Here is a 21825-nt window from a genome sequence, read left to right on the forward strand (position 1 = left end):
TCTGCGCCCGGTCATCCGAGCGCGATCAGTTCGAACGGGTCCGACAGGATGCGTCCGATGTCGGCGAGGAAACGTGAACCCTGTTCGCCGTCGACGAGCCGGTGGTCGAAGGACAGACTCAGGGTCGTGACCGAGCGAAGGGCGATCTCGCCCTGGTGTTCCCATGGCTGACGACGAATCGCGCCGACACAGAGGATGGCCGCCTCACCGGGATTGAGGATCGGCGTACCGGAATCGACGCCGAACACTCCGACGTTGGTGATCGTGATGGTCCCGCCCGCCAGGTCGGCCGGAGGGGTCTTGCCCGACTTCGCCGTGGTGGTCAGTTCGACCAGCGCCCCCGCGAGTTCGTGGAGCGACATGCGTTCTGCGCCCTTGATGTTGGGCACCATCAGTCCGCGCGGCGTGGCGGCCGCGATGCCGAGATTGACGTAGTGCTTCGTGACGATCTCCTGTGCGTCCTCGTCCCAGTACGAGTTGAGGCTCGGGTTCGACCGCAAGGCGATGAGCAACGCCTTGGAGATCAGTGCGAGGGGAGTCAGTCGGGTCTCGGCGAACCGGCGGTGGGCGCGAAGACGATCGAGTAGTTCGAGGGTCTCGGTGATGTCGATCGTCACGAACTCGGTGACGTGCGGCGCGGTGAACGCGGAGGAGACCATCGCTGCCGCGGTGTGTTTGCGTACGCCCTTGATCGGCGTGCGGGTTTCCTCGAGATGCGGTGTGGCCGGGGGTGAATCTGCGACGACGTCGGCAGCGACGTGGGAGTCGTCTGCGGACGGCGCCGTCCGGTCGGACAGGTACCCGGCCACGTCGGCACGGGTCACCTCTCCGTGCCGGCCGGTCGGCGTGACCGCGGCCAGGTCGACCCCGTTCTGCTTGGCCAGGAACCGGACCGGCGGTTTCGCGAGCGGACGTCGGCGACCTTCGGTGGTCACCGGCGTGATGTCCCGGGTGGCGGTGTCGGGGGACGGTGCGTCGTCGACCAGCGGGGTGGTCCCGGTTCGACGCCGGCGGCTCGTGCCCTCGCCGGCGACCCCGTAACCGACCAGGACGGGGACACGTTCCGTTTCCCCTTCGGAGGCAGCGGCCGCGGACTCGGCCTCGACGTCAGATCGATCGACGGGTTCCCCGGCGGTATCGATCTCGATGATGGGCCGGCCGACGTCGATGGTGTCGCCTTCGGCGGCGTGCAGTGCGACGACGGTCCCGGCGTACGGGGACGGCAGTTCCACCGAGGCCTTGGCTGTCTCGACCTCGGCGATCACCTGATTGAGTTCGACGGTGTCGCCGACCCCGACCGTCCAGGTGACGAGGTCGGCCTCGGTGAGTCCTTCACCGAGGTCCGGCAGATGAAAGGTGTTGATGGTGCTCATCGTCAGGTCCTCTGCCGTCACGCGGCCGTAGATTTGTCGACCGCATCGAGCATGCGGTCGACATCGGGGAGAAAGTGTTCCTCGAGCTTGGCTGGCGGGTACGGGATGGCGAAGCCGCCGACACGCAGAACGGGGGCTTCGAGGTGGTAGAAGCATCGCTCGGTGACGCGGGCGGCGATCTCCGCGCCGATACCCAGGAAGACCGGCGCCTCGTGCGCCACGACCAGTCGCCCCGTCTTGCGCACGGAGTTCTCGATGGTGTCCATGTCGAGCGGTGACAGTGACCGCAGATCGATCACCTCCACCGAAGTGCCCTCTTCGGCAGCGACTTTCGCGGCCTGACGGGCTGTGGTGACGAGAGGTCCATAGGTCAGCAACGTGATGTCGTCGCCCTCGACGACGGTCCGCGCACGGTGCAGTGGGTAGGAGTCGGCGGGGGCCTGCAGATCGACCTCACCCTTCTCCCAATAGCGCCGCTTCGGCTCGAAGAACAGGACCGGATCGTCGGATGCGATCGCCTGCCGGATCATCAGATGCGCATCCGCGGCGGTGCTGCACGTGACCACGCGCAGACCCGCGGTCTGGGCGAAGTAGCCCTCGGGGGATTCGGAGTGGTGCTCGATGGCGCCGATGCCGCCCCCGTAGGGGACGCGGATCGTGAGCGGCATCTTCACGTTACCGCTCGTCCGGTAGTGCAGCTTCGCGACCTGGGACACGATCTGGTCGAAGGCCGGGTAGATGAACCCGTCGAACTGGATCTCGATGACCGGCCGGTAGCCGCGCATGGCCAGCCCGACCGCCGTTCCGAGGATGCCGGACTCGGCGAGCGGCGTGTCGACCACACGATGCGGTCCGAAGTCCTTCTGCAGTCCGTCGGTGATGCGGAAGACCCCGCCGAGCGCCCCGATGTCCTCACCCATCAACAGGACTCGTGGGTCGTCCTCGAGCGCGCGCCGCAGACCGGCGTTGAGTGCCTTGCCCAGGGGGAGCGTGGTGGTGTTGCTCATCGTGTCGATCCTTCGAATCCGGCGAGATAGCTCGCGTACTGTGCGCGTTCGTCGTCGATCAGCGGATGCGGGTCGGCATAGACGTGATCGAACAGGGACATGGGTTCGGGTTCGACGGTTTCCAGGCAGCCCTTGCGCAATGCGGCGGCGGTGGTGTCCGCCCGCTTCTGGATGCGGGAGAGGAACGCGTCGTCGACGAGCCCTTCGCGCTCCAGCAGAGCGCGCACCCGATCGAGGGGATCCTTCTGCTTCCATTCGTCGTCGAGGGCGGCGTCCCGGTAGCGGGTGGGGTCGTCGGACGTCGTGTGCGGGCCCATCCGGTAGGTGACCGCCTCGATCAGGCTGGGCCCGTTGTCTTCTCGCGCGTTGGCGAGCGCCAGTCGTGTGGCCGCCAGCACGGCGAGCACGTCGTTGCCGTCGACGCGAATCGACGGGATGCCGAACCCGCGGCCGCGTTCGGCGATCGACACGGTCGTCTGCAGCGACACCGGCTCGGAGATGGCCCACTGGTTGTTCTGGCAGAAGAACACCACCGGGGCCCGGTAGCTGGCCGCGAACAGGAAGGCTTCGGAGATGTCGCCCTGGCTGGTGGCGCCGTCGCCGAAGTAGGTGATCGTCGCGGCGGTGTCTCCGTCGAGTGCCGAACCCATGGCGTAACCCGTCGCGTGCAGGGCCTGGCATCCGACGATGATTGCCGGAGTGGTCATCCGGTACTCGAGCGGATTCCATCCCGAGTGGGTCGAACCGCGCCAGAACCGCAGCATATGCGTGGGATCGACGCCGCGACAGTAGGCGACGCCATGTTCGCGGTAGCTGGCGAAGACGAAGTCGGACGTGTCGAGTGCCCGTGCGGATCCCACCTGTGCGGCTTCCTGGCCGAGCAGCGGAGCCCACAGTCCGAGCTCGCCCTGGCGTTGCAGAGCCGTTGCCTCGGAGTCGATCCGGCGAACCACGACGAGATCCTCGTAGAGATCACGGAGGGCCTCGCCGTCGATGTCGACGATCGCGGGCGACAGGTCGTCGTCCTCGACGCGAGTCCCGTCCGCGGTGATGAGCTGGGCGGGGGTGGCATGGAGTTCGAACGCCATGGTTCCTCCTGAGAACGGTTGGTGCCATTGGGCAGTCTGTTCGTTCGAGACAAACATCGACGCACTGAATGCGCAACCGCTCTATTTCTGATTGCGCATCATGCTCAGGCGGAATGGGTATGTGGTGTGGCACACTGAGCGGTATGCCTGATCTCGATCGCACCGACGCGCGCCTACTCCTCGCCCTGTGCGATACCCCTCGAGCCACCGGCGTGGATCTCGCGGCCCGGCTGAAGGTATCGCGAAACACCGTGCAGTCCAGGCTCGATCGGTGGGATCGGGACGATGTGCTCGGGGGTTACGACCGGCGGGTCTCACCGCGCAGCCTCGGTCTGCCATTGCTCGCCTTCGTGATCACCACGGTCGATCAGCGCCGACTCGCGGAGGTCACCGAGAGCCTCGCGGGCATCCCGGAGATCGTCGAGGTGATCGGATTATCCGGCCCCTCAGACCTTCTCATCCGAATCGTCGCCGCAGACACCGACGACCTGTACCGCGTCGCGGGACTCATCCTCGACGTCGACGGGGTGGAGCGGACCAACGTGAGCCTCGCCATGCAGGAACTCGTCCCCTATCGCACGCATCAGTTGCTGAGACGGGCCGCGACAGGCGAGTCGCCGGCCACAGGTGCCCCGTGAAGCCACTACGCGCGGTTCACCGCATCACCGGCCGGCGGCATATCCGAGACCCCCGCGGGGATTGGCGGCTCCGCTGAGCATGCCGCTCAACGGATCTCGTCCAACCATGGACAGGCGGCCGAGCGACCATCCGGATGACACGGCGACGTCATGTCCCCGTTCGCGTAGACCGTCTAGCACTCCGGGATCCACGCGGTCCTCGATCACCAGACCGCGCTCCGACCTCACCCGAGGCCAGAAAGAACTGGTGATCGCCGTGGTGTGGAACATGGGCGCGTCGATCGCCTCCTGGGGCGTGTAGCCGCCGACAACGGTGCGCAGGAGATAGAGCAACTGCCATTGGTCTTGTTGATCTCCCCCCGGCGTACCCAGCGCGGCGACGGGCGTTCCGGCACTCGACAGCATCGTGGGGCTGAGCGTGGTCCGCGGGCGGCGGCCGGGCGTCAACGCCGACGGCGAGGTCGGATCCAGCCACGTCATCTGCAGCCGCGTCCCGAGGCAGAAACCGAGGCCGGGAATCGCCGGCGAGGATTGCAGCCACCCGCCGGACGGAGTCGCGGAGACGAAGTTCCCCCAGCGGTCGACGATATCGACATGGCATGTGTCGCCCCGTGTTTCGCCATCTCGCGAGACGGTGGGCTCACCGGTCCCGATTGTCGGGACATCGTCGGGTTCGGACACGGGAGGGATGAAGGGCCGACATCCGGGAACCGGGCCCGGACGGAAGTCGCCGCTGGCCTCGTCGGAGATCAGGCCCGCACGTCGAGCGCAGTATTCGGGGGAGAGAAGGTACTCGGCGACGATGTCCGGCAGGGCGCGGGCGTCGCCGTAGTAGGCGTCGCGATCGGCCATCGCCAGCTTCATCGCCTCGGTGATGGTGTGGATGCCCTCGACGGTCGACGGATCGATGCTCCTGGTCTGGCCGGCCGATTCCAGGATGCCCAACGCCTGGAGCAACACCGGTCCCGAGGACCAGAACCCCGCCTTGACCACCTCGACCCCGTGGAAGTTCCGGACGAGCGGTTCTTCGCGCGGGACGTTGAGTTCGGCGAAATCGTGTGCCGTGATCACCCCGGCGTGATCCCGCCCGTCGGAGTGTCGATGAGGCCGCGATGCGAACGACACGATCGACCGCGCGATCGGCCCGCGCCAGAGTTCTCGGGCGCGTCGAATGCCTTCGGTTCGAGACGTCGCGGACGAGGCAGCCGCCAGTTCGTCGAGGACTGAAGCGTACGCGGGGTTCCGGATGAGGTCCCCCTCGCCCGGTATGCCGTCGGTCAGCCATACCTCGGCCGAGGTCGGCCAGTGCTCGCGGAAGTGTGGGGCCATCGTCTCGATGACTCCGGCCAGCTTGGGGCTGCACGGGATTCCGTTGCGGGCATAGTCGATCGCGTAGGCGAGTACATCGGCCAGGTGCCATGTGCCGTGTTCTTCGAGGATCGACAGCCACGATTCGACGGCCGCGGGTACCGCTGCGGCGAGGGCGCCCGCCGCGGGGACCTCGGAGATCCCCATGGCGGTGAACGCCTCGATGGAGGCGCCCCGGGGTGCGGGCCCCTGTCCCACAACGACTTCGGCCTGGCCTCGATTGGCGGGTGCGATGAGAGCCACCAGGTCGCCTCCCGGGCCGTTGAGGTGGGGTTCGACCACGTGGAGCACGAAACCCGCGGCCACAGCCGCATCGAATGCGTTGCCGCCGCGCTCCAGCACGGACTGAGCCGCGCCGGTGGCCATCCAGTGGGTCGACGCGGCCATGCCGAACCACCCGCGCAGGGTAGGCCTGCTGACGTCAGGAGACGGAGTACGGAAGCGAGTGGTCGAGGAGGCCAGGGTCATGCAAGCAGTATGCACACCGGAGCCAATTGGATGCAATCACTGCTCGGGCCGGTGTGGCCTGGAGAGACCGGTCAGGCCCGGTCCTGGTCCTCGACCCATCGGGCGAGATGTTCGGCCGTCGATCGGATGTGCCACGACATGGCTTCGCGCGCCTTACGGGCATCGTGCGCCTCGATCGCGCGGGCGATGTCGTGGTGCTGCTCGAGGTTGTCCCGGAGCAGCCTCGAACTCCTGGCGTAGATCGCGAACGACGAGTTGGTCGGCAGTCGACGACTGACCTCTCTGATCGTGATGCCCAGCTGACGGTTGCCGCATCCGTTCAGGATGGCGGAATGGAAGCGCCGGTTGGCTTCTCGCCACGTTCCCTCGAGGGCTGTGCGATCGGTGTCGCCGGCGTCCAGTGCGGACTCGAAGGCGTCCCACGCCGTGTTGACGACGATGAGCAGGTCGTCGGACATGTTCTCCGCGGCGAGCGCGGCCGCCAAACCCTCCAATTCCGCACGCACCTCGCCGAGTTCGCGGATGTCGCGTCCGGAGAGCCCCTCGACGAGCGCGCCGCGATTCTTGACGATCGTGACGATCCCCTGTGCCTGGAGCACCCGGAGAGCCTCGCGGACAGGGGTTCTGCTAACACCGAACTCCTCGGCGAGTGCTTCGTGCCGGAGCCACGAGCCCACGGCGATCTGACCGTCGAGGATTCGGCGCTGGAGTTCGGCGACCAACGAGTCGCTCATCGACAGCGGCTCGTCAGCGGTAGGTTCCACCAGCACCTGCTCGTCCTCCACCCAGGCTCGTCGGGACGAGCGCCAATCTTACGGCAGCGTCGGCGCCGGGCGGGACATGCGGCGATCAGACCTTCAGCGCGTATCGGCGATTGCGGAGGGTGATGTCCTCATCCGTCGTCGGGAACAGGATGTCGGCACCCTCGCCGGCCAACGCATGCGCGGCGTCGACCACGGGACGCATCGTCGAGCAGTAGGCGTGCAGCGCCTTCGGCACCGTGGCCTCCTCGGCGAGGGCCCGCGCCAATGCGGCTGCGCCGGTCATGGCGAGGGTGGTGCCCATACCCGAGAAGAACGATGCGCAGTACCCGGCATCGCCGATGAGTGCGACGCGTCCGGTCGTCCACGAGTCCATGACGGTCTGGCTGACGGCGTCGAAGTAGAGGTCCGGGGTGGACGCGATCTCGTTGCGGATCTCACCGAACCTCCAGCCCGTGTCGCCGGTGAAAGCGTTCAAGAGCATTCTTCGGTGCGCGTCGACGTCGCGGTAGTCGTAGTCGATCAGTGGGGATCGGTATCCGAGGATGACGGACTGTTCCCGACCGTCGCCGCGGACCATCACCATCCTCCCCGGCTCGTTGTAGACCGTCGTGTCCCGAACGCCCAGATCTGTCGAGCAGCTCCGGATCACGCCGACATACAGACCGAGGTGACGTACGAAGCGGTGCTCGGGCCCGAAGGCCAGTCGTCGAACCCCGGAGTGCAGACCGTCGGCCCCGATCACCAGATCGAACTCCTCAGGCCGGGTCTCGGCACCCCGGATCCCGACGGTGACATGAGAGTCCTCGTCCTCGAGTTCATCGATCCAGGACCCGTACAACGTGGTGACCGCTCGGGGGACGGCATCGGACAGGATGTCCACGAGCCGGTCGCGCGAGATCTCGATGTCGTCGGGGCTGTCGTAGACATCGGTGTTGGGCGTCACGAGGGCCTGGGGCACCCCCGCGCTGTCCACGAACGAGAAGCGGTCCTCGTAGTCGACGCGATGGTCGAGCAACAGTTCGTGAAGGCCCAGCCTCCGAGCAACATCGAGCGCCGGTCCGCGAACGTCGACGGCGACCCCGCCCTGCCGCGGTCCGGAAGCACGTTCCAACAAGGTGACCTCGTGACCGTCACGGCTCAACAGAGCCGCCGCGGTCAGGCCGGCCACCGAGCCGCCAGAAATCAGAACTCGCATCGTGTGGGTCTCCTCCGAGTGCGGAACCACCAGCTCGCTCCGTGCGGTGGCGTGTTTCCGATGTGTTACGAATCACTTTCGCCATTGACGGTGATTCGAATTGGATGCAATAGTTCTAACACGAATTCGGATTCGCGTATACCGCTGCAGTCCGTTCGACGGCCCGGCTCGCAGACTCGAGCGACCGGCCCCAACCCACAGGAATCGAAGGCACCATGTCCTCACAGACCAGCCGGCCACCAGTCCCGCATACCGAACATCTCAAGCGCAACACGATCGGCGCATTCGGCTTGACGTTCATGGTGGTGGCCGTCGCCGCGCCCCTCACCGCGATGGCGTCGAATCTCTCCCTGAGCCTCGGGTTCGGTGTCGGCGCCGGAACCGTGGGACTTCTGGTGGTGGTCGCACTCGCGTTGACCGTGTTCGCCTCGGCGTTCGTGACCCTAGCTCGGTACGTCACGAATGCCGGTGCGTACTACGCCTTCATCGGATTCGGGCTCGGACGTCTCGTCGGCTCCGGTGCGGCGTTCGTCGCCACCACCGCCTACAACATGGCGGCGGCCGGAATGGCCGCGGCGACAGGGTACTTCCTCGGCCTGACGATCGAATCGATGTTCGGCTTCGATGCGCCCTGGTACCTCTACGCAGCCGTCGTGCTCGTCCTGACCGCATGGTTCGGCCGGCGCGGCGTCGAGGTCGCCAAACACCTCATCACCGTCGTGTCGATCCTGCAGTTCGTGATGCTGCTCGTCCTCGCGGTCGCGGTCGCCGTCCAGCGTCCGGAGGGTTGGTCGTTCGACGTCTTCTCACCCGGTGCGATGTTGGACGGAAACGTGGCGCTGACGCTGGCGTTCTGTGTCCTGTCGTTCGTCGGATTCGAAGCGACCGCGATCTACGGCGAAGAGGCCAGGGCGGCGCGTAAGAGCATCAAGATCGCGACGTACGCCTCTATCGCACTGCTCGTGGGCGTCTTCGTCGTCGCCACCTGGTCGCTGGTCGCGGCGTTCGACGACGTCAAGGCGGTCGCCGCCGAGGACCCGGGCGCGCTGGTCTTCGCGACCGCCGACATCTATCTCGGCTCGTGGTCGGGGAATCTGTTGTCCGTCCTGGTCACCATCAGCTTCTTCGCCGCCAGCGTCGCGTTCCACAACATGGCGGCCCGGTATCACTTCGCCCTCGGCCGCGCGGACCTGCTGCCATCGGTGTTGGCGTCGGTGCATCCGCGATGGGGAACGCCATCCGTGGCCGGAGCGGTGCAGACGGGAATCTCGGTGGTGGTTCTCGCACCCTTCGTCGTCGCAGGTGCCGATCCCATCGTCAACCTTTTTCCGATGGTGTCGGGTGTCACCAGCATCTCGTTGACCGCCCTCATGCTCGGATGCTGCGTGAGCATCCTCGTGGCGGCCCGGTTGGGGAAGCTCCCCCGGGCGAATGTCTGGGCGGTCCTCGTCGCGCCCATCGTGTCGGGCCTGTGCCTCCTGGTGGTCCTCGGTGTCATCATCGCCAACTACTCCGATGTCACAGGTAGTACGAAGCTGATCGTCCTGCTCATGCCACTTCTCCCCATCGCCGCGGCGGTCTACGGCGCAGCGCGGCAGAAGCACATCGGCAATCGCAACGAGTTGTCCGTCCTCGACTAGGAGTCACGACCATGCCCCGGACCATCGCCGACGTCGCACCCTCGATCGACTACGAGTCGGTGACTCCTCCCGAACTGTTGTCACCGCCTCCGGTGGGTGTACTGCCTGCGACGGCGAGTCACCGCGGCCTGATCTTCGCGGCGATACCCGGTTGGCGACCCCTGCGGCTCGATCTCCATCTTCCGACCACCGGCGGTCCGTGGCCGGTGGTGGTCTACATCCACGGCGGCAGCTTCGTCGGCGGAGTGCGCGAGATGGGACCGTGGAACTCCCTGCCCCGCAGCGGGATCGCGGTCGCATCCGCGTCGTACCGACTGGCGGGCGAAGTCGGCTTCCCCGAACCGGTCGAAGACGTGCGGGCCGCCGTGCGCTGGCTACGCCGGCACGCCCACGAGTGGAATCTCGACCCCCAGCGGGTGTCGCTGTGGGGAAGCTCCGCGGGCGCGCTGCTCGCCGGCATCGCCGCTGTGACCGGGGACAGGCTGGTGGGGCGTGGCGTCGACGAGGGCCGCGAGTCGGCGGTCGTTCGTTCAGTCATCGCGCATTACGGTGTGGCCGATGCGCGATCTCTGCGAGCCGACGCCTCACCGACGGGAGCACGGGCGGCTGCTGACCTGTCCGACATCGTCGACCTGTTCGCCGCTAGCAGCGCCGTCGTGCCCGCCGTCGCGGCGCACTTCACGGCGGGCGTTCGGCCCGATTACCTCCTGGGCCACGGAGACGCGGACACGCGCGTCGGACACGCGCAGTCGATCAACCTGCATACTGCACTCCAGGAGGCCGGCTTCCGCAGCACGCTCCGTATCGTCGAGGGCGCAGATCACGGAGCGGCCGAGTTCTCCGACGACACACGGACCGAGGACGCGGTGTCGTTCTTGCGACAGTCCTGGAAGGAGTAGGCGATTCGATGACCGTTCGCCCCGCGCTGGAGCCACAACAGAGCCGTAGTCGGCAATCGGCGGCACGAATCCTGCAGGCCGCCATCGAGGTGATCACCGACGTCGGAATCCAGGACTTCACGATGGCGGCGGTGGCCTCCCGTGCGGCGGTGTCCGTCGGGGGAGTGTATGGCCGGTACCCGGACAAGGACTCGTTGTTGTACGCGGTCAAGGACCAGGCGCTCTCCGACCTCGCCGACGAGATCGAGCGACGTCTCGCGGAGACGCGGCCGACGCCGGAGGCGATTCTGCGTGCCTACATCGGCACGTTGAGCCGCACCCTGTTCGGCGCGGAACGCCTGTACGCGTTCATCTTCGTCCACTCCGCCCACGATGAGCGGCTGCGGAGTCGGGGTTTCGCCTTCCACGAGCAGATTCGATCGGTTCTCGTCGACAGCCTGAGAGCTCAAGGCGTCCATGACGAGCGGGCTGTCGCGACGGCCTATGAAGTCATCGTGCAGAGTCTGCTCATGCGGGTCATCTCGTTAGGTCATCTGGCCCCCGGAACCGTTCCCTACGACGGCTTTCCGAGCCCGGACGAGTACGCTGACTCGTTGATCGACGTCACCACCCGCCTGTTGGACGACGTCAGGTCGTGAGGCCGAACGGCGAGACCGCCGGGTGGTGAACGAGCGAATGCTCTTCGAGTTCGGGACCGAATCCGCGGGTCGGTTGTCGTACCACGTGTGTCTCGATGACGCCGGCCCGTTGCCAATATCGTTTGCGGATGGCGACATTCGCGCCTGGTTGGGTCTCGAAGTGGATTCGCGACGCCACCGTTCCGATCATCGCGGATGCCTCTTCGTAACGGCCGTCGAGCGCCCGCCTCATCGCCTCGACGACCTCCCGCGTCGGGGTGGATCCTATTGCGACCGATGATGCACCCGCGATCACGTCGTCGACGAGGCCGAGGCCGCCGAACCCACTGATGAGGGCAGTGGAGGTGTGCTCCGACAAAAACCGGATCCGTTCGTACGTCGGTGGCGCCTCACACTTCACGGCCATGCAGCACGAGCTCGCCGACACCGCCGCGGCGAGGTCGGAGGTGTCGATGTGGACACCGGAGAACCGGGGCAGGTCCTGGAGTATGACCGGGAGTCCAGAGGCGAGGCCGGCGTGTTCGATCGCCGCCTCGAGAAGGTCCGGATCGGGGCTGTTCACCGGGATCATGATCGCGGAGAGAACGTCTCGGGTCTGTGTGCTCAGAGCGTTCAGGTCGGCGTCGAACCGCTCGGGCTCGAGTGCGAGAACCGCACCGGCGACCGGTGCGCTACCCGCCGCCACGGCGATGGTCCGCACGATATCGACTTTCTCACTTCGGCTGAGGGTGCCCGGCTCGGCGATGGCACCCAGCGCGATGAAACCGTCGCAGCCACAACTGCGCAGGTGTGTCACGACGCGGTGCAGGGAGGCGTGGTCGACATCGCCGGTCCGGGTGAAGGGAGTCGGCACCATGCCCCAGGCTGTGATGTTTCTCGGGTCGCCGGCGCCCTGCTGACGTTTCATCGGAGTTGGGGAGCCTTCCAGTAAGAAGATGCTATTCTCCAAAAATAGCATCCAATACAGGAGGTCCCATGTCCACCGCAGATCGCGACATCCCGCCGACGCCCGGCGACACACTTCTCTTCGAGAACGACCGCGTGCGCGTCTGGTCCATGACGCTCGAGCCGCACGGGATGTTCGACTTCCACCAGCATCACCATGACCACGTCGTCGTGTGGCCCGAACCCGGTACCGCGCAGGGCCAGGACCTGGGTGACGACGAGTGGGGGATCAGCCAGGTCGCCCAGGCGGGATTTGTCCTCTACAAGACGGTGGGGCGCGAACTGCCTCTGAAACCACATCGCATCCGAAATCTGGAGGACCGCAGCGTCACCCATTTCATCGTCGAACTGCTCGACGAATCGCCGAGCGAGCACGAACTCCCATGGGAGCACAACGACCGCGGTTCCTTCACCAGATGACCGCGGGCGCAACCCTGTCGAGATCTGCCCAGGCAAGCAGGCGGGGACCCGTCCACGCGGTGTCTCTCATGGTCGTTCTGACCTTCGTCACCGGACTGGTCGATGCGGTGGGCTACCTCGGTCTCGACCGCGTCTTCGTCGGCAACATGACCGGCAACGTCGTGATCCTCGGCATGGGCGCGGCCGGCGCGGATGATCTGCCGGTGGCCGGGCCGCTGGCGGCACTGGCGACGTTCACGTTGGCAGCAGCCGTCGCCGGGTTCCTGCTCCGGCGTCAGGACACGTCGTGGACGTCGCTCACCACCGGGTTACTGGGGATGGGTAGCGCGGTTCTGGTGACTCTCACCGCGCTGTTCGCGGTTCCCCGGGTCGCGGACTCGGCGCACTTCGAGATCGTGGCGGCGTGTGCCACCGCCGGGGTCATGGGTGTGCAGGCGTGTGTGGCGCGCAAGCTCGCGATCAAGGACATGACCACCGTCGTCGTGACGTCGACGCTCACCCAACTGTCCGCGGACCTCTTCACCGGAGGGTGGCGCGGCTGGTGGAACAGGCGGTCGGCGGCCATTCTCGCCCTGTTCGCCGGCGCGGTCGTCGGTGCTGTGCTGCTGCGCTACGCGCACATGTCCTGGGCGATGGGGCTGGCCGCCGTGCTCACCGCGGTGGTGTGCATCCAGGGGCATCGGAACGTCAGGCCGATCCCCGCCCCCTGAGCCTCAGAACTCCTCGGCCCCGATGAGGGCGGCGTCGTCGGCGACCTTGCGGTCGTGGGCGACCTTCGCCAGCGACACCGCGCCGAGGGCGACGACGCAGTACCCGGTGGCGAACCACCACGGAGTCGCCTCCGAGCCGGTCCACTTCGCGAGGTACGCAACGAGGACCGCTGCGATGGCGGCGCCCATCCAGCGCAGGAAGCTGAATCCGGCACTGGAGACCGAACGCGGGGTGTCGCCGCCGACCGCCGACATCGCGACGTCGGTGAAGAGGGTGTTGAGCACGCCGGACGGGAAGCCGGAGAGGATGACGGCCAGCCCGATCAGCCAGACCTGTCCGGTGGCCGTGCCGACCCCGGCGAGCACCATGACCAGCCCGTACGTCGAGATGGCCACCATGACCCCGGCCTTCTCGCCGACGAGCCGCGCCAGGAGCGGTGCCACGAAGACGCCTGCGACCGCGGTGAGCAGACCCCAGCCGAAGAAGACCAGTCCCGCATAGATGGGCCGGAGTCCCATCGCGATGGGTGCCCAGGCGATCACGGTGAACAGTGCGCCCGTGTAGAACGCGGACCCGACGGAGGTGACGAACAGGGTGCGGTTGCGCAGGACCTTGATCGGGTCGACGATCCGCACCCGGACGCGCTCGGATCGCGGGCCGTCGGCGGGGAGCATGACCGCACAGAGAACAGCGCCGGCCAGCATCAGTAGTGCGGTCCCGGCAAACGGTGCGCGCCAGGTCCATTCACCGAGTGTGGCGCCCAGGAGCGGTCCGACCGCGAGGCCGATGCCCAGCGCGGCCTCGTACATCATGATGGCGCTGTTCCGGTTCCCGACCGCCGACTGGACGATGAAAGCCAGTGCGGTGGCGAGGAACAGCGCGTTGCCGAGACCCCAGATCACGCGGTAGGCGATGAGCTGGTCGATGTTGTCGGCGAAGGCCGAGACGCCGGCAGCGACGACGATGAGTCCCAACCCGACGGTGAGCGTGCGCCTCGGCCCGAAACGGTATGCGGCCCAACCGGTCAGCAGCATCGCGACGCACTGGACGCCGACATACACGCCGAACAGGAGCGTGAGCTTCTCCGGCGGGGCGTTCAGCGCCTCGGCGATGCTGTGCAGGATCGGGTCGACGAGGCCGATGCCCATGAAGGCGATGACGGCGGCGAATGCGGTGATCCACACGGCACGCGGTTGCGCTCGTAAGGACGCGAGCATCGACGGCTCGGTCTGAGCCGTGCTCGCGAGGGTGTCGCTCGGGGTGTGTTCGGTGACGGTCATGGGGTCCTTTGCCAGATCAGGCGGAATGGTTGTCGAGTCGGTCGCGCAGCGCCTGCAGGGCGGGACCCGCGGCGGCGATGGCGTCGCGCTGCTCATCGGTGAGCTCGGCGAGCGCACCCGTGAGGATGACGTCCCGCTCCTTGCGGATCTGCTTCACCAAGGCGTGTCCGTGATCGGTGAGGCCGACGAGGACGGCGCGACGGTCGGTCGGATCGGGGCTGCGGTCGACCAGCTCGTGTTTCGTGAGTCCGTCGATCACCGACGTCGCTGTCGGCATGCGGATGGATTCGCGGTCGGCGAATTCACCCATGCGCATCGACCCGTGGTCGGCGAGAACACTCAGGGCTGAGGTCTGCGCGGCGGTCAGCTCGACCGACGGTGCGCGTCGGCGAAGTGCCAGGTACAGCCTGGTGATCGTCGGCCGCAGGGTCTGGGCGAGCTGCGCGGGTTCGGAAGCGGACACGTTTAGAGAGTCTAATACTTAGGACTTCGAAGTATTAGGGCAGGGGGTTGTGATGCTGCGCACGAACGCGCGAACGGAGTGGTCAGACGGTCAGAGGTGCCCCACGACGTCGAAGAAGGCGATGAGGTCGAGTCGGGCGTTTGCAACGCCCTCCGGCCTGCCGTCGATCTCGCTGAGCAGACCGCGCTGGAAGATGCCGTCGAGTGCGATGTACGCGACTGCGGGTGTCACCACGGGTGTTGTTCCCGACAACTCGCAGTACCGCTCGACCACGCGCCAGATCATCTCTTCGCGCCGGCTCTCGATCTCGATGACGTCGGAGCGGAACGAGTCGTCGAACATGCTCTGGTTGCGCAGGTCGTACCAGAGTCGGTGGATGGAGGCCTCGGAGTGCATGCCGGCGAAGAACGTGTCGGCGAACTCGTCGCGCAGGTGCGCGGCATCGGTGGCGTTGGCGACGGCCTCGTCGTAGCGGGTCACGCAGACGGCTTCGTACTGCCGGACCGCGTGGGCGATGAGGTCGAGTTTGTCGGTGAAGTAGTAGTGCAGCACCCCGTGCGAGTACTCGGAGTTCTGGGCGATCTCCCGCAGGCTCGTGCGTGCGTAACCCAGTTCGGCAAGCGTCGTCAGAGTTGCCATGGCGAGCTCGTCACGCTTCGCCTGGAACTTGTCGCGCGAGCGGGCCTCGATACGGGCCTGCCGGTCGACGACCTGCGTCATCTCGCCGTCCTTGCTGGAGAAATCGTTGGAGTTACGAGGCCTCAGTGTACCCACCCCGCCGGACTTGACACTCGTCCAGTCCGGCGGGCTGAGCGTCACCGGCCGAACGCGCCGCGAACCTCCGTCTTCAGGATCTTGCCGACTTTCGACCGCGGCAGCTCGGTCCAGATCTCGATCTCCTTCGGGGCCTTGACGCTGCCGATCCGTTCCTTCACGAACACGATCAGGTCAGCGGCGTCGACCTGCTGCCCGGCGCGCAATTCGACGGCGGCCGTCACCCGTTCGCCCCACTTGGGATCGGGTAGACCGATCACCGCCGAGTCTTTGACCGCCGGGTGCGCGAGGAGCGCCTGCTCGACCTCGGCCGAGTAGACGTTGAAGCCGCCCGTGATGATCATGTCCTTGGCGCGGTCGACGACGAAGAGGTAGCCGGAGTCGTCGAGGTAGCCGATGTCTCCGGTGTGATGCCAGCCGTGTGCACTGACCTCGGCGGTGGCCGCGGGGTTCTGGTGGTAACCGTCCATGACCAGCGGACCGCGGACGACGATCTCGCCTCGTTCCCCGCGACCCAGCAGCGTTCCGTCGTCGCTCATGATCGCCACCGTGGTCAGCGGTGTCGGCCGGCCGGCCGAGCTGAACCGCTCGGTCGCCATCGAGCCGTCGTCGTGGAAGTGCTCCGCCGGCGCCAGGGTCGCGATCATGTTGGGTGCCTCGGTCTGTCCGAACAGCTGGCCCAGAACCGGACCGATCCGCGTCAGCGCCTCCTCGAGGCGGGTCGGCGACATCGGGGCTGCGCCGTACCAGAGACATCGCAGCGAGGTCAGGTCCCGACTGTCGAGATCAGGATGGTCGAGCACCCCGTAGATCACTGTCGGCGGCAGGAACGCGTGGGTGATGCGGTGCTGCTCGATCAGCGCCAGGAACTCGCCGATGTCGGGTGCCGGCATGATCACGACCTCGCCGCCGAGGCTGAGGATGGGAAACGTCAGCACCCCCGCCGAGTGGGTCAGTGGGGCCAGCGCGAGGTAGCGCGGCCGGTCGCCGAAGGGGTAGCTCATCAGCGCCAGCGCGGTCGAGGTCATCATGTTGTCCTCGGTCAGTCGCACCCCCTTCGGACGCCCGGTCGTTCCGCCGGTACCGGCCAGCATGCACAGGCCGCCGTCGGGTCGTCGGCTCTCGTCCGGCTCCGCGCGGTGCGCGTCGAGCCAGGAGTCGAAGGAGGTCGCCCACGCGACGTCGCCGTCCAGGCACACGAGCCGATCCAATTGAGGTAGCTGATCTTTGATCTTCTCGACCAACCCGGCGAACTTCGCCTGGAAGAACAGCAGCCGACACCCGAAGAGGTCGAACAGCTGCCGGTTCTCGTCGGCCTCGTTTCGGGGATTGACCGGGCACCACACCGCGCCGGCGCGCGAGATACCGAAGACGCACGTCAATGCCAGCGGGTCGTTCGACGACAGGACGGCGACCCGATCGCCCGCCTCGATCCCGTTGTGTTGCAACGCTCCCGCGATCGCGGACGAACGGTCCTGAACCTCGCCGTAGGTCGCGGTGACGCCGCCGGTGGTGAGGCAGGGCGCATCGCGTCCCATCGAGGCGCCCTTGTCGAGGTACTCCGAGAGTCGCACGCCGACCTCAGCGGTGAACGGAGACGATCGGGTCCAGCACCAGACCGAAAGCCCGCAGTGTACCGAGCAATTCGCGGTGCCCGAAGGCCTGGCAGCTGGACACGAAGCCGACGCGGCGGGGACGTGCCTGCAGCAGTTCGTTGGCGGCATGCGCGTTGAGGAGCGCAGTCTGCTTGTAGTTGGAGTTGCCGTGGATCACACAGTGCGCCCGACCCAGAGGTCCCGACGCGTACACCGAGTCGAGCGAGGTGTTCAGGCGCGGATTCTCCCGCGGCGGCATCTCGCTGCGGATGGCGGCCGACTGCTCGTCGATGATGCGATACTTCTCCTCCTCGGACTTGCCCTCCATCTGTTCGAGCGCAGCCGCAACGAGGACCGGAACGCCCTGCATCAGCGGACGATTGAACACGCCACCGAGCGCCTTGGCGGTGGCCACGCGCGGATCGTTCTTGAACCACACCGGGTGTGACGTTCCGCCCCAGGGCAGCGCGAGCCCGAGATCGTGCTGGCCGGGCACGCTCACGGTGTACAGACCTTCGTCCGCGGGCCACTCGACGTACTCGTTCTCCTCGAGGTAGTACGCCTTCGCGAACGCGGCATTCGTGAGGATCGTGTTGGTCGACGCGACCGTCGGGTGGCCCTTCCAGAACACCTGGATGTCGAGGGTGTCCAGTCCCGGGTTCTCCAGACAGATGTTCGCCGCGATCTCGCCGATCGAGTACATCTGAGCCAGCCCAGGGGTCAACACCAGTTCGCGCGAGGCGAATTCGGCACCGTACCGGGCCTCGGCGTCGATCATCCAGTTCTGCTCACCGTTGGTGTCGGTGTAATGGGCCCCGATCTCCAGGCAGGCCTGGACGACCTCGTGACCGTAGCGGGCGAACGGTCCGACCGTGTTCAGTACGACGTCGGCGCCGCGGAACGCCTCGGTGAGTGCCTCGACCGTGTGCTCGACCTCGACGATGTCGTAGGCGACGGTGTCGATGCCGGGCACCGCCTCGACCGCGCTCTTCAGCCGGGCATGGTCGCGACCCGCCGCCAGGAACGGGATGTTGTACTCGCGCAGATATTCGCAGATCAGCCGACCGGTGTAACCGGACGCTCCGTAGACGACGACGCGCTTGTCAGTGGGCATGGTGGGACTCCTCGTGTCTGGAAACGGTTTTGGTTCGGATGTTCGTGGAAAGCGTTGTGACGTGCGGGGTTCGATGAGCTTGCTACATCCCCATCCCGCCGTCGACCGGCAGGCCGGCGCCGGTGATGAACTTCGCGGCGTCGGAGACGAGGAAGACCACGGCGTCGGCCATGTCGTCGACCTGGCCGAGCCGGCCCAGGGGAGTCAGCTCCGCGACGGCCTGTGCAGCCGCCTCCGGCGACTCGAACAGACCCAGCGCGGCGGTCTCGACGGCGAGCTTGTTGCCCATCGCGGTCGGGGTGAGCGCGGGATAGATCGAGTTGACGCGGACGCCGTACCCCAGCTTGCCCGACTCCGCGGCCGCGACGCGGGTGAGGCGATCGATCCCCGATTTCGTCGCGGAGTAGACGCTGATCCCCGGGAAAGCGATTGTCGCAGCGACGGATGCGATGTTCACGACTGCGCCGCCCTTGCCCGCGAGACCGCCGGGACGCATGGCGCGGAACGCGTGCTTGATGCCGAGGGCCGTACCCAAGACGTTGACGTCCAGCATCTTCGACGCCTCTCCGGCATCGAGGTCGACCAGGAGGTTCGTCACCTCGATGCCGGCGTTGTTCACGACGATGTCGAGACCTCCCAGGGCCTCGACGGTCGACGCCACCGCCGCCTCCCAGGCCGAGTCGTCGGTGACGTCGAGAGCGACAAATTCGGCTTTCGCGCCTTGCGCGCGTAGGGATTCGACGGTCTGCCGACCGCCGTCGGCGTTCACGTCGCCGATCGCGACGGAGGCACCCGCAGCGGCAAGAGCCTCGGCCATTCCGGCCCCGAGACCCTGCGCGCCGCCGGTGACCAGCGCGGTTCGTCCGGTCAGGTCATAACTCGTCATCGTTGACACCTCCAGTAGGAACCGCCGCGAGCCGTCAGCGCCGGCGGAGAGCGAAACACAGTCGATGCGATCTGTGTCGCACGCCACACTAAGTCGAAAGCTTGACAGTCGTCAAGAAAAAACTTGACGACTGTCACGAACCCCCGGCGCGTCGGGTCGGGTCGTGCCGATGAAGGTGAGCAGTCGAGCGATCCCGGCAGACGACGGCGCCCCCGAACTCACCCGGATGGAGAGTTCAGGGGCGCCGCGATCGGGAAGCCGTGATCAGACGCCGATCTCGGCGCCACCGTCCCGCCACACGGCGACGACGGCGGGTCGCGGCTGGGAGTCACCGCCATCGGGCCAGTGCGACGCCGGGTTGTCGGCGGAGTGGTCGTCGAGCTCGCCCGGGTGCTGGACGGCGATGAGGACGCGATCGGTGTCGATGATCGGGCCGCAGGTCTCACCGCCCTTGGGCACGGTGAGGAACTGCTTGGTCTCGCCGCGCCGCTCGCCGTCGAGCGCAACCGCGAACAGGCCGTCGTTGCTGTCGAGCGCGTTGCCGTCGGTCGAGATCCACAGGTTTCCGTGCGGATCGAAGGCGACGTTGTCGGGGCAGGAGATGGCGCTGACCTTGGTCTTGTCGAAGCCGCCGTAGTACGTGTCGGCGGCGCCGGGATCACCGCACACCAGCAGGAGTTCCCAGGTGAACTCGGTACCGGTGTGGTCGTCGGTCATCTCCAGAACCTGGCCGTTCTTGTTCTCGTTGCGGGGATTCACGGCGTCGGCGGCGGCCTTCCCGTCGGTGCCTCGGTCGTCGTTGTTCGTCAGTGCGCAGTACACCTTGCCGGTCTTCGGGTTCGGCTCGATGTCCTCGGGCCGGTCCATCTTGGTCGCGCCGACGGTGTCGGCGGCCTGACGGGTGAAGACCGCCACCTCAGCGGGTGACATCCCCGAGACGTAGGAGCGTGCCGAACCGTCGGCGTTGACCGTCAACAGCGGTTTCCACGATCCCTTGCCCGCGAATTTCCCTGAGGCGGGCGGAGTGCCGGAGCCGTCGACCGGATCGGGGGAGTCGCCGGTGAAGGTGGCGACGTAGAGCGTGCCCTCGTCGAGGATGCCCATGTTGTGCTCACGCGCGGTCTTCGACAGTCCGGACTTCATCTTCCGGCTCGACACGAACTTGTAGATGTACTCGAAACGCTCGTCGTCGCCGCTGTACGCGACGACGGTGCCCTTGTCCGGGCCGCTGCCGACCACGTAGATGTTCGCCGACTCGTGCTTGAACCGGCCCATCGAACTGTGCTTGACCGGAACGGCATTCGGATCATGCGGGTCGACCTCGACGATGTAGCCGAAGCGATTGCCCTCGTTCGGCTCGACAGCCAGGTCGAAGCGCTTGTCGAACCGTCCCCAGTGGTGCTCGTCCCCGTCGTCCTCGAAGGAGTAGCGTTCGAGTCGCTCCGCCGCCTTGGGTTCGGTGATCGTGCTCGGGTTGGCGAAGTAGTTGTTGAAGTTCTCCTCGCCGGAGAGCATGGTGCCCCACGGGGTCAGTCCGCCGGAGCAGTTCGCGAAGGTCCCCAGGACGGTCGTCCCGGCCGGGTCGGCTGCGGTCTTGACGAACTCGCTGCCCGCGGCAGGACCCGTCAGGCGGAACGGGCTGGACGCGGTGAGCCGCCGGTTACGCGGACCCACAACGGGTTTGAGTGCACCACTCCCGGATTGCGAGGTGACCTCGACGATCGCGATGCCGACCGACGCCATCGCGATCCTGGCCTGCTGCTCGGTGGGTTCGCCGTCGATGTACCCGGTGAACATGAACGGTTCGGTCGGATACTCGAGGTTGGCGACCAGGTAGTGATGGTCGGCGACCCCGTCGACCGGGATGAGCCCGGCGAAGTCGTTGTTGAACCCGAACTGCCCGGCCTGCGCCTCCGGGGTCTGGTTGGCGAAGTCGAACTCGGGTGCGCCGGGCAGAATCGGGTCGCCCCACCTGATCACGACCTCCTGGCGATATCCGTCCGGGATCACCACGGCGTCCTCGGTGTTCGGCGCCACGGCATCGAACTTCATGCCGGGCAGTGCATCTCCGGACGGGGTGCCGCTCGACGACGCCGGGTCGGACGAACCGGAATCCCCGCACGCCGCGAGGAGGGATGTTGCGCCGACGGCCACGGCGGCGCCGGCCGAGGTCTTCAGGACGCTGCGACGCGACACCGCTGTCCGGACGACGTCCCGGAAGTAGGTGTTGTCGCTCGAGTTGCCCGGATCGTGCCGGCAGGCGTCGCCGCACTTGTAGCGGCAGGTCACGTAGGCGCGAGACGAGCGCCCGGCATCCTCACCGGTGGACATGAACAGCTGCAACGGAATACGCACACGGGCTCCTCTGAAAGCATGGTCGCGCCACGGGGCCGGCGCACGACGAGGAGCACGTTAGGAGGGCGAAGCGAACCGATGGCTACCCGATTGTGAACGGCAACCCAACACCCCTGTTGGTTCCACGTGGAACATCGCGGCTTTTGATTCGGCCCGCTCGCTGCGCTCCCGGCGCCGGTGTTCTGATTCGGCCCGCTCGCTTCG

The 21825-nt window shown here is 66.7% G+C and carries 20 protein-coding genes; 6 read left to right on the forward strand and 14 right to left on the reverse strand.

The features are described from left to right. Nucleotides 1-11: 11 nt before the first annotated feature. Genes AB4Z55_RS02930 through pdhA form a run of 3 tightly spaced genes read right to left on the reverse strand, consistent with a single transcriptional unit; the run spans nt 12 to nt 3468 of the window. On the reverse strand, nt 12-1373 hold the full coding sequence (locus AB4Z55_RS02930) for a dihydrolipoamide acetyltransferase family protein (protein ID WP_354562462.1): 1362 nt from the start codon (nt 1371-1373) through the stop codon (nt 12-14). 17 nt (nt 1374-1390) lie between these two features. Beyond that, nucleotides 1391-2380 (reverse strand): alpha-ketoacid dehydrogenase subunit beta, encoded by a 990-nt coding sequence (locus AB4Z55_RS02935; protein WP_239403015.1) that lies wholly within the window; start codon nt 2378-2380, stop codon nt 1391-1393. Further along, on the reverse strand, nt 2377-3468 hold the full coding sequence (gene pdhA, locus AB4Z55_RS02940; RefSeq protein ID WP_354562464.1) for a pyruvate dehydrogenase (acetyl-transferring) E1 component subunit alpha: 1092 nt from the start codon (nt 3466-3468) through the stop codon (nt 2377-2379). The genes AB4Z55_RS02935 and pdhA overlap by 4 nt, the downstream gene beginning before the upstream one ends. Before the next feature lie 143 nt (nt 3469-3611). Here pdhA and AB4Z55_RS02945 point away from each other — a divergent pair, with 143 nt between their 5' ends. Beyond that, nucleotides 3612-4106 carry an Lrp/AsnC family transcriptional regulator gene (locus AB4Z55_RS02945; RefSeq protein WP_239403013.1) on the forward strand — a complete coding sequence of 165 codons (495 nt, stop codon included), beginning with the start codon at nt 3612-3614 and terminating at the stop codon, nt 4104-4106. A 24-nt stretch (nt 4107-4130) separates the two neighbouring features. Here the strand turns inward: AB4Z55_RS02945 and AB4Z55_RS02950 are convergent, their stop codons facing one another. The 3 genes from AB4Z55_RS02950 to AB4Z55_RS02960 all read right to left on the reverse strand — a co-directional run bounded on the left by AB4Z55_RS02950 (nt 4131) and on the right by AB4Z55_RS02960 (nt 7901). After that, nucleotides 4131-5942: a gamma-glutamyltransferase family protein gene (locus AB4Z55_RS02950; protein WP_239403012.1), complete on the reverse strand. Its 1812-nt coding sequence runs from the start codon at nt 5940-5942 to the stop codon at nt 4131-4133. Nucleotides 5943-6013: 71 nt separating this feature from the next. Continuing rightward, nucleotides 6014-6727, reverse strand: coding sequence for a GntR family transcriptional regulator (locus tag AB4Z55_RS02955; RefSeq protein ID WP_369519089.1), 714 nt, complete (start codon nt 6725-6727; stop codon nt 6014-6016). 64 nt (nt 6728-6791) lie between these two features. Further along, nucleotides 6792-7901, reverse strand: coding sequence for an FAD-dependent monooxygenase (locus AB4Z55_RS02960; protein ID WP_354562466.1), 1110 nt, complete (start codon nt 7899-7901; stop codon nt 6792-6794). Nucleotides 7902-8116: 215 nt separating this feature from the next. Between AB4Z55_RS02960 and AB4Z55_RS02965 the strand changes: the two genes are divergently transcribed. From AB4Z55_RS02965 to AB4Z55_RS02975, 3 genes are read left to right on the forward strand one after another with little or no spacing between them, the layout of a single operon-like run. Continuing rightward, nucleotides 8117-9541 carry an APC family permease gene (locus tag AB4Z55_RS02965; protein ID WP_354562467.1) on the forward strand — a complete coding sequence of 475 codons (1425 nt, stop codon included), beginning with the start codon at nt 8117-8119 and terminating at the stop codon, nt 9539-9541. Nucleotides 9542-9552: 11 nt separating this feature from the next. Beyond that, a complete protein-coding gene (locus AB4Z55_RS02970; RefSeq protein WP_354562469.1) occupies nt 9553-10440 on the forward strand; it encodes an alpha/beta hydrolase in 888 nt (295 codons plus the stop codon). Nucleotides 10441-10448: 8 nt separating this feature from the next. Beyond that, nucleotides 10449-11078, forward strand: coding sequence for a TetR/AcrR family transcriptional regulator (locus AB4Z55_RS02975; RefSeq protein WP_239403007.1), 630 nt, complete (start codon nt 10449-10451; stop codon nt 11076-11078). Here the strand turns inward: AB4Z55_RS02975 and AB4Z55_RS02980 are convergent. Further along, on the reverse strand, nt 11068-11985 hold the full coding sequence (locus AB4Z55_RS02980) for a dihydrodipicolinate synthase family protein (RefSeq protein ID WP_354562471.1): 918 nt from the start codon (nt 11983-11985) through the stop codon (nt 11068-11070). The genes AB4Z55_RS02975 and AB4Z55_RS02980 overlap by 11 nt on opposite strands. Before the next feature lie 68 nt (nt 11986-12053). On the opposite strand from AB4Z55_RS02980, the gene AB4Z55_RS02985 reads away from it, so the two are divergent. Both AB4Z55_RS02985 and AB4Z55_RS02990 read left to right on the forward strand, forming a co-directional pair. Continuing rightward, a complete protein-coding gene (locus AB4Z55_RS02985; protein WP_239403005.1) occupies nt 12054-12443 on the forward strand; it encodes a hypothetical protein in 390 nt (129 codons plus the stop codon). Between the two features lie 68 nt (nt 12444-12511). Continuing rightward, on the forward strand, nt 12512-13153 hold the full coding sequence (locus AB4Z55_RS02990; RefSeq protein ID WP_239403004.1) for a YoaK family protein: 642 nt from the start codon (nt 12512-12514) through the stop codon (nt 13151-13153). A 3-nt stretch (nt 13154-13156) separates the two neighbouring features. Here the strand turns inward: AB4Z55_RS02990 and AB4Z55_RS02995 are convergent, their stop codons facing one another. The 7 genes from AB4Z55_RS02995 to AB4Z55_RS03025 form a co-directional block, all read right to left on the reverse strand. Then, nucleotides 13157-14434: an MFS transporter gene (locus tag AB4Z55_RS02995; protein WP_239403003.1), complete on the reverse strand. Its 1278-nt coding sequence runs from the start codon at nt 14432-14434 to the stop codon at nt 13157-13159. Between the two features lie 16 nt (nt 14435-14450). Beyond that, nucleotides 14451-14897 (reverse strand): MarR family transcriptional regulator, encoded by a 447-nt coding sequence (locus AB4Z55_RS03000; protein ID WP_354562473.1) that lies wholly within the window; start codon nt 14895-14897, stop codon nt 14451-14453. 90 nt (nt 14898-14987) lie between these two features. Beyond that, nucleotides 14988-15617 carry a TetR/AcrR family transcriptional regulator gene (locus AB4Z55_RS03005; RefSeq protein WP_239403002.1) on the reverse strand — a complete coding sequence of 210 codons (630 nt, stop codon included), beginning with the start codon at nt 15615-15617 and terminating at the stop codon, nt 14988-14990. A gap of 95 nt (nt 15618-15712) precedes the next feature. After that, nucleotides 15713-17245 carry a long-chain fatty acid--CoA ligase gene (locus tag AB4Z55_RS03010; RefSeq protein ID WP_354562474.1) on the reverse strand — a complete coding sequence of 511 codons (1533 nt, stop codon included), beginning with the start codon at nt 17243-17245 and terminating at the stop codon, nt 15713-15715. 7 nt (nt 17246-17252) lie between these two features. Further along, the gene (locus AB4Z55_RS03015; protein WP_165629353.1) at nt 17253-18380 is read right to left on the reverse strand and encodes a DUF5938 domain-containing protein; all 1128 of its coding nucleotides are present in this window, start codon (nt 18378-18380) and stop codon (nt 17253-17255) included. A gap of 82 nt (nt 18381-18462) precedes the next feature. Beyond that, on the reverse strand, nt 18463-19266 hold the full coding sequence (locus tag AB4Z55_RS03020; RefSeq protein WP_101820533.1) for an SDR family NAD(P)-dependent oxidoreductase: 804 nt from the start codon (nt 19264-19266) through the stop codon (nt 18463-18465). Between the two features lie 264 nt (nt 19267-19530). Beyond that, nucleotides 19531-21621: a PhoX family phosphatase gene (locus AB4Z55_RS03025; protein WP_239403000.1), complete on the reverse strand. Its 2091-nt coding sequence runs from the start codon at nt 21619-21621 to the stop codon at nt 19531-19533. Nucleotides 21622-21825 lie beyond the last annotated feature (204 nt).

Source organism: Gordonia sp. ABKF26, from assembly GCF_041103195.1.
GTDB lineage: Bacteria > Actinomycetota > Actinomycetes > Mycobacteriales > Mycobacteriaceae > Gordonia > Gordonia terrae.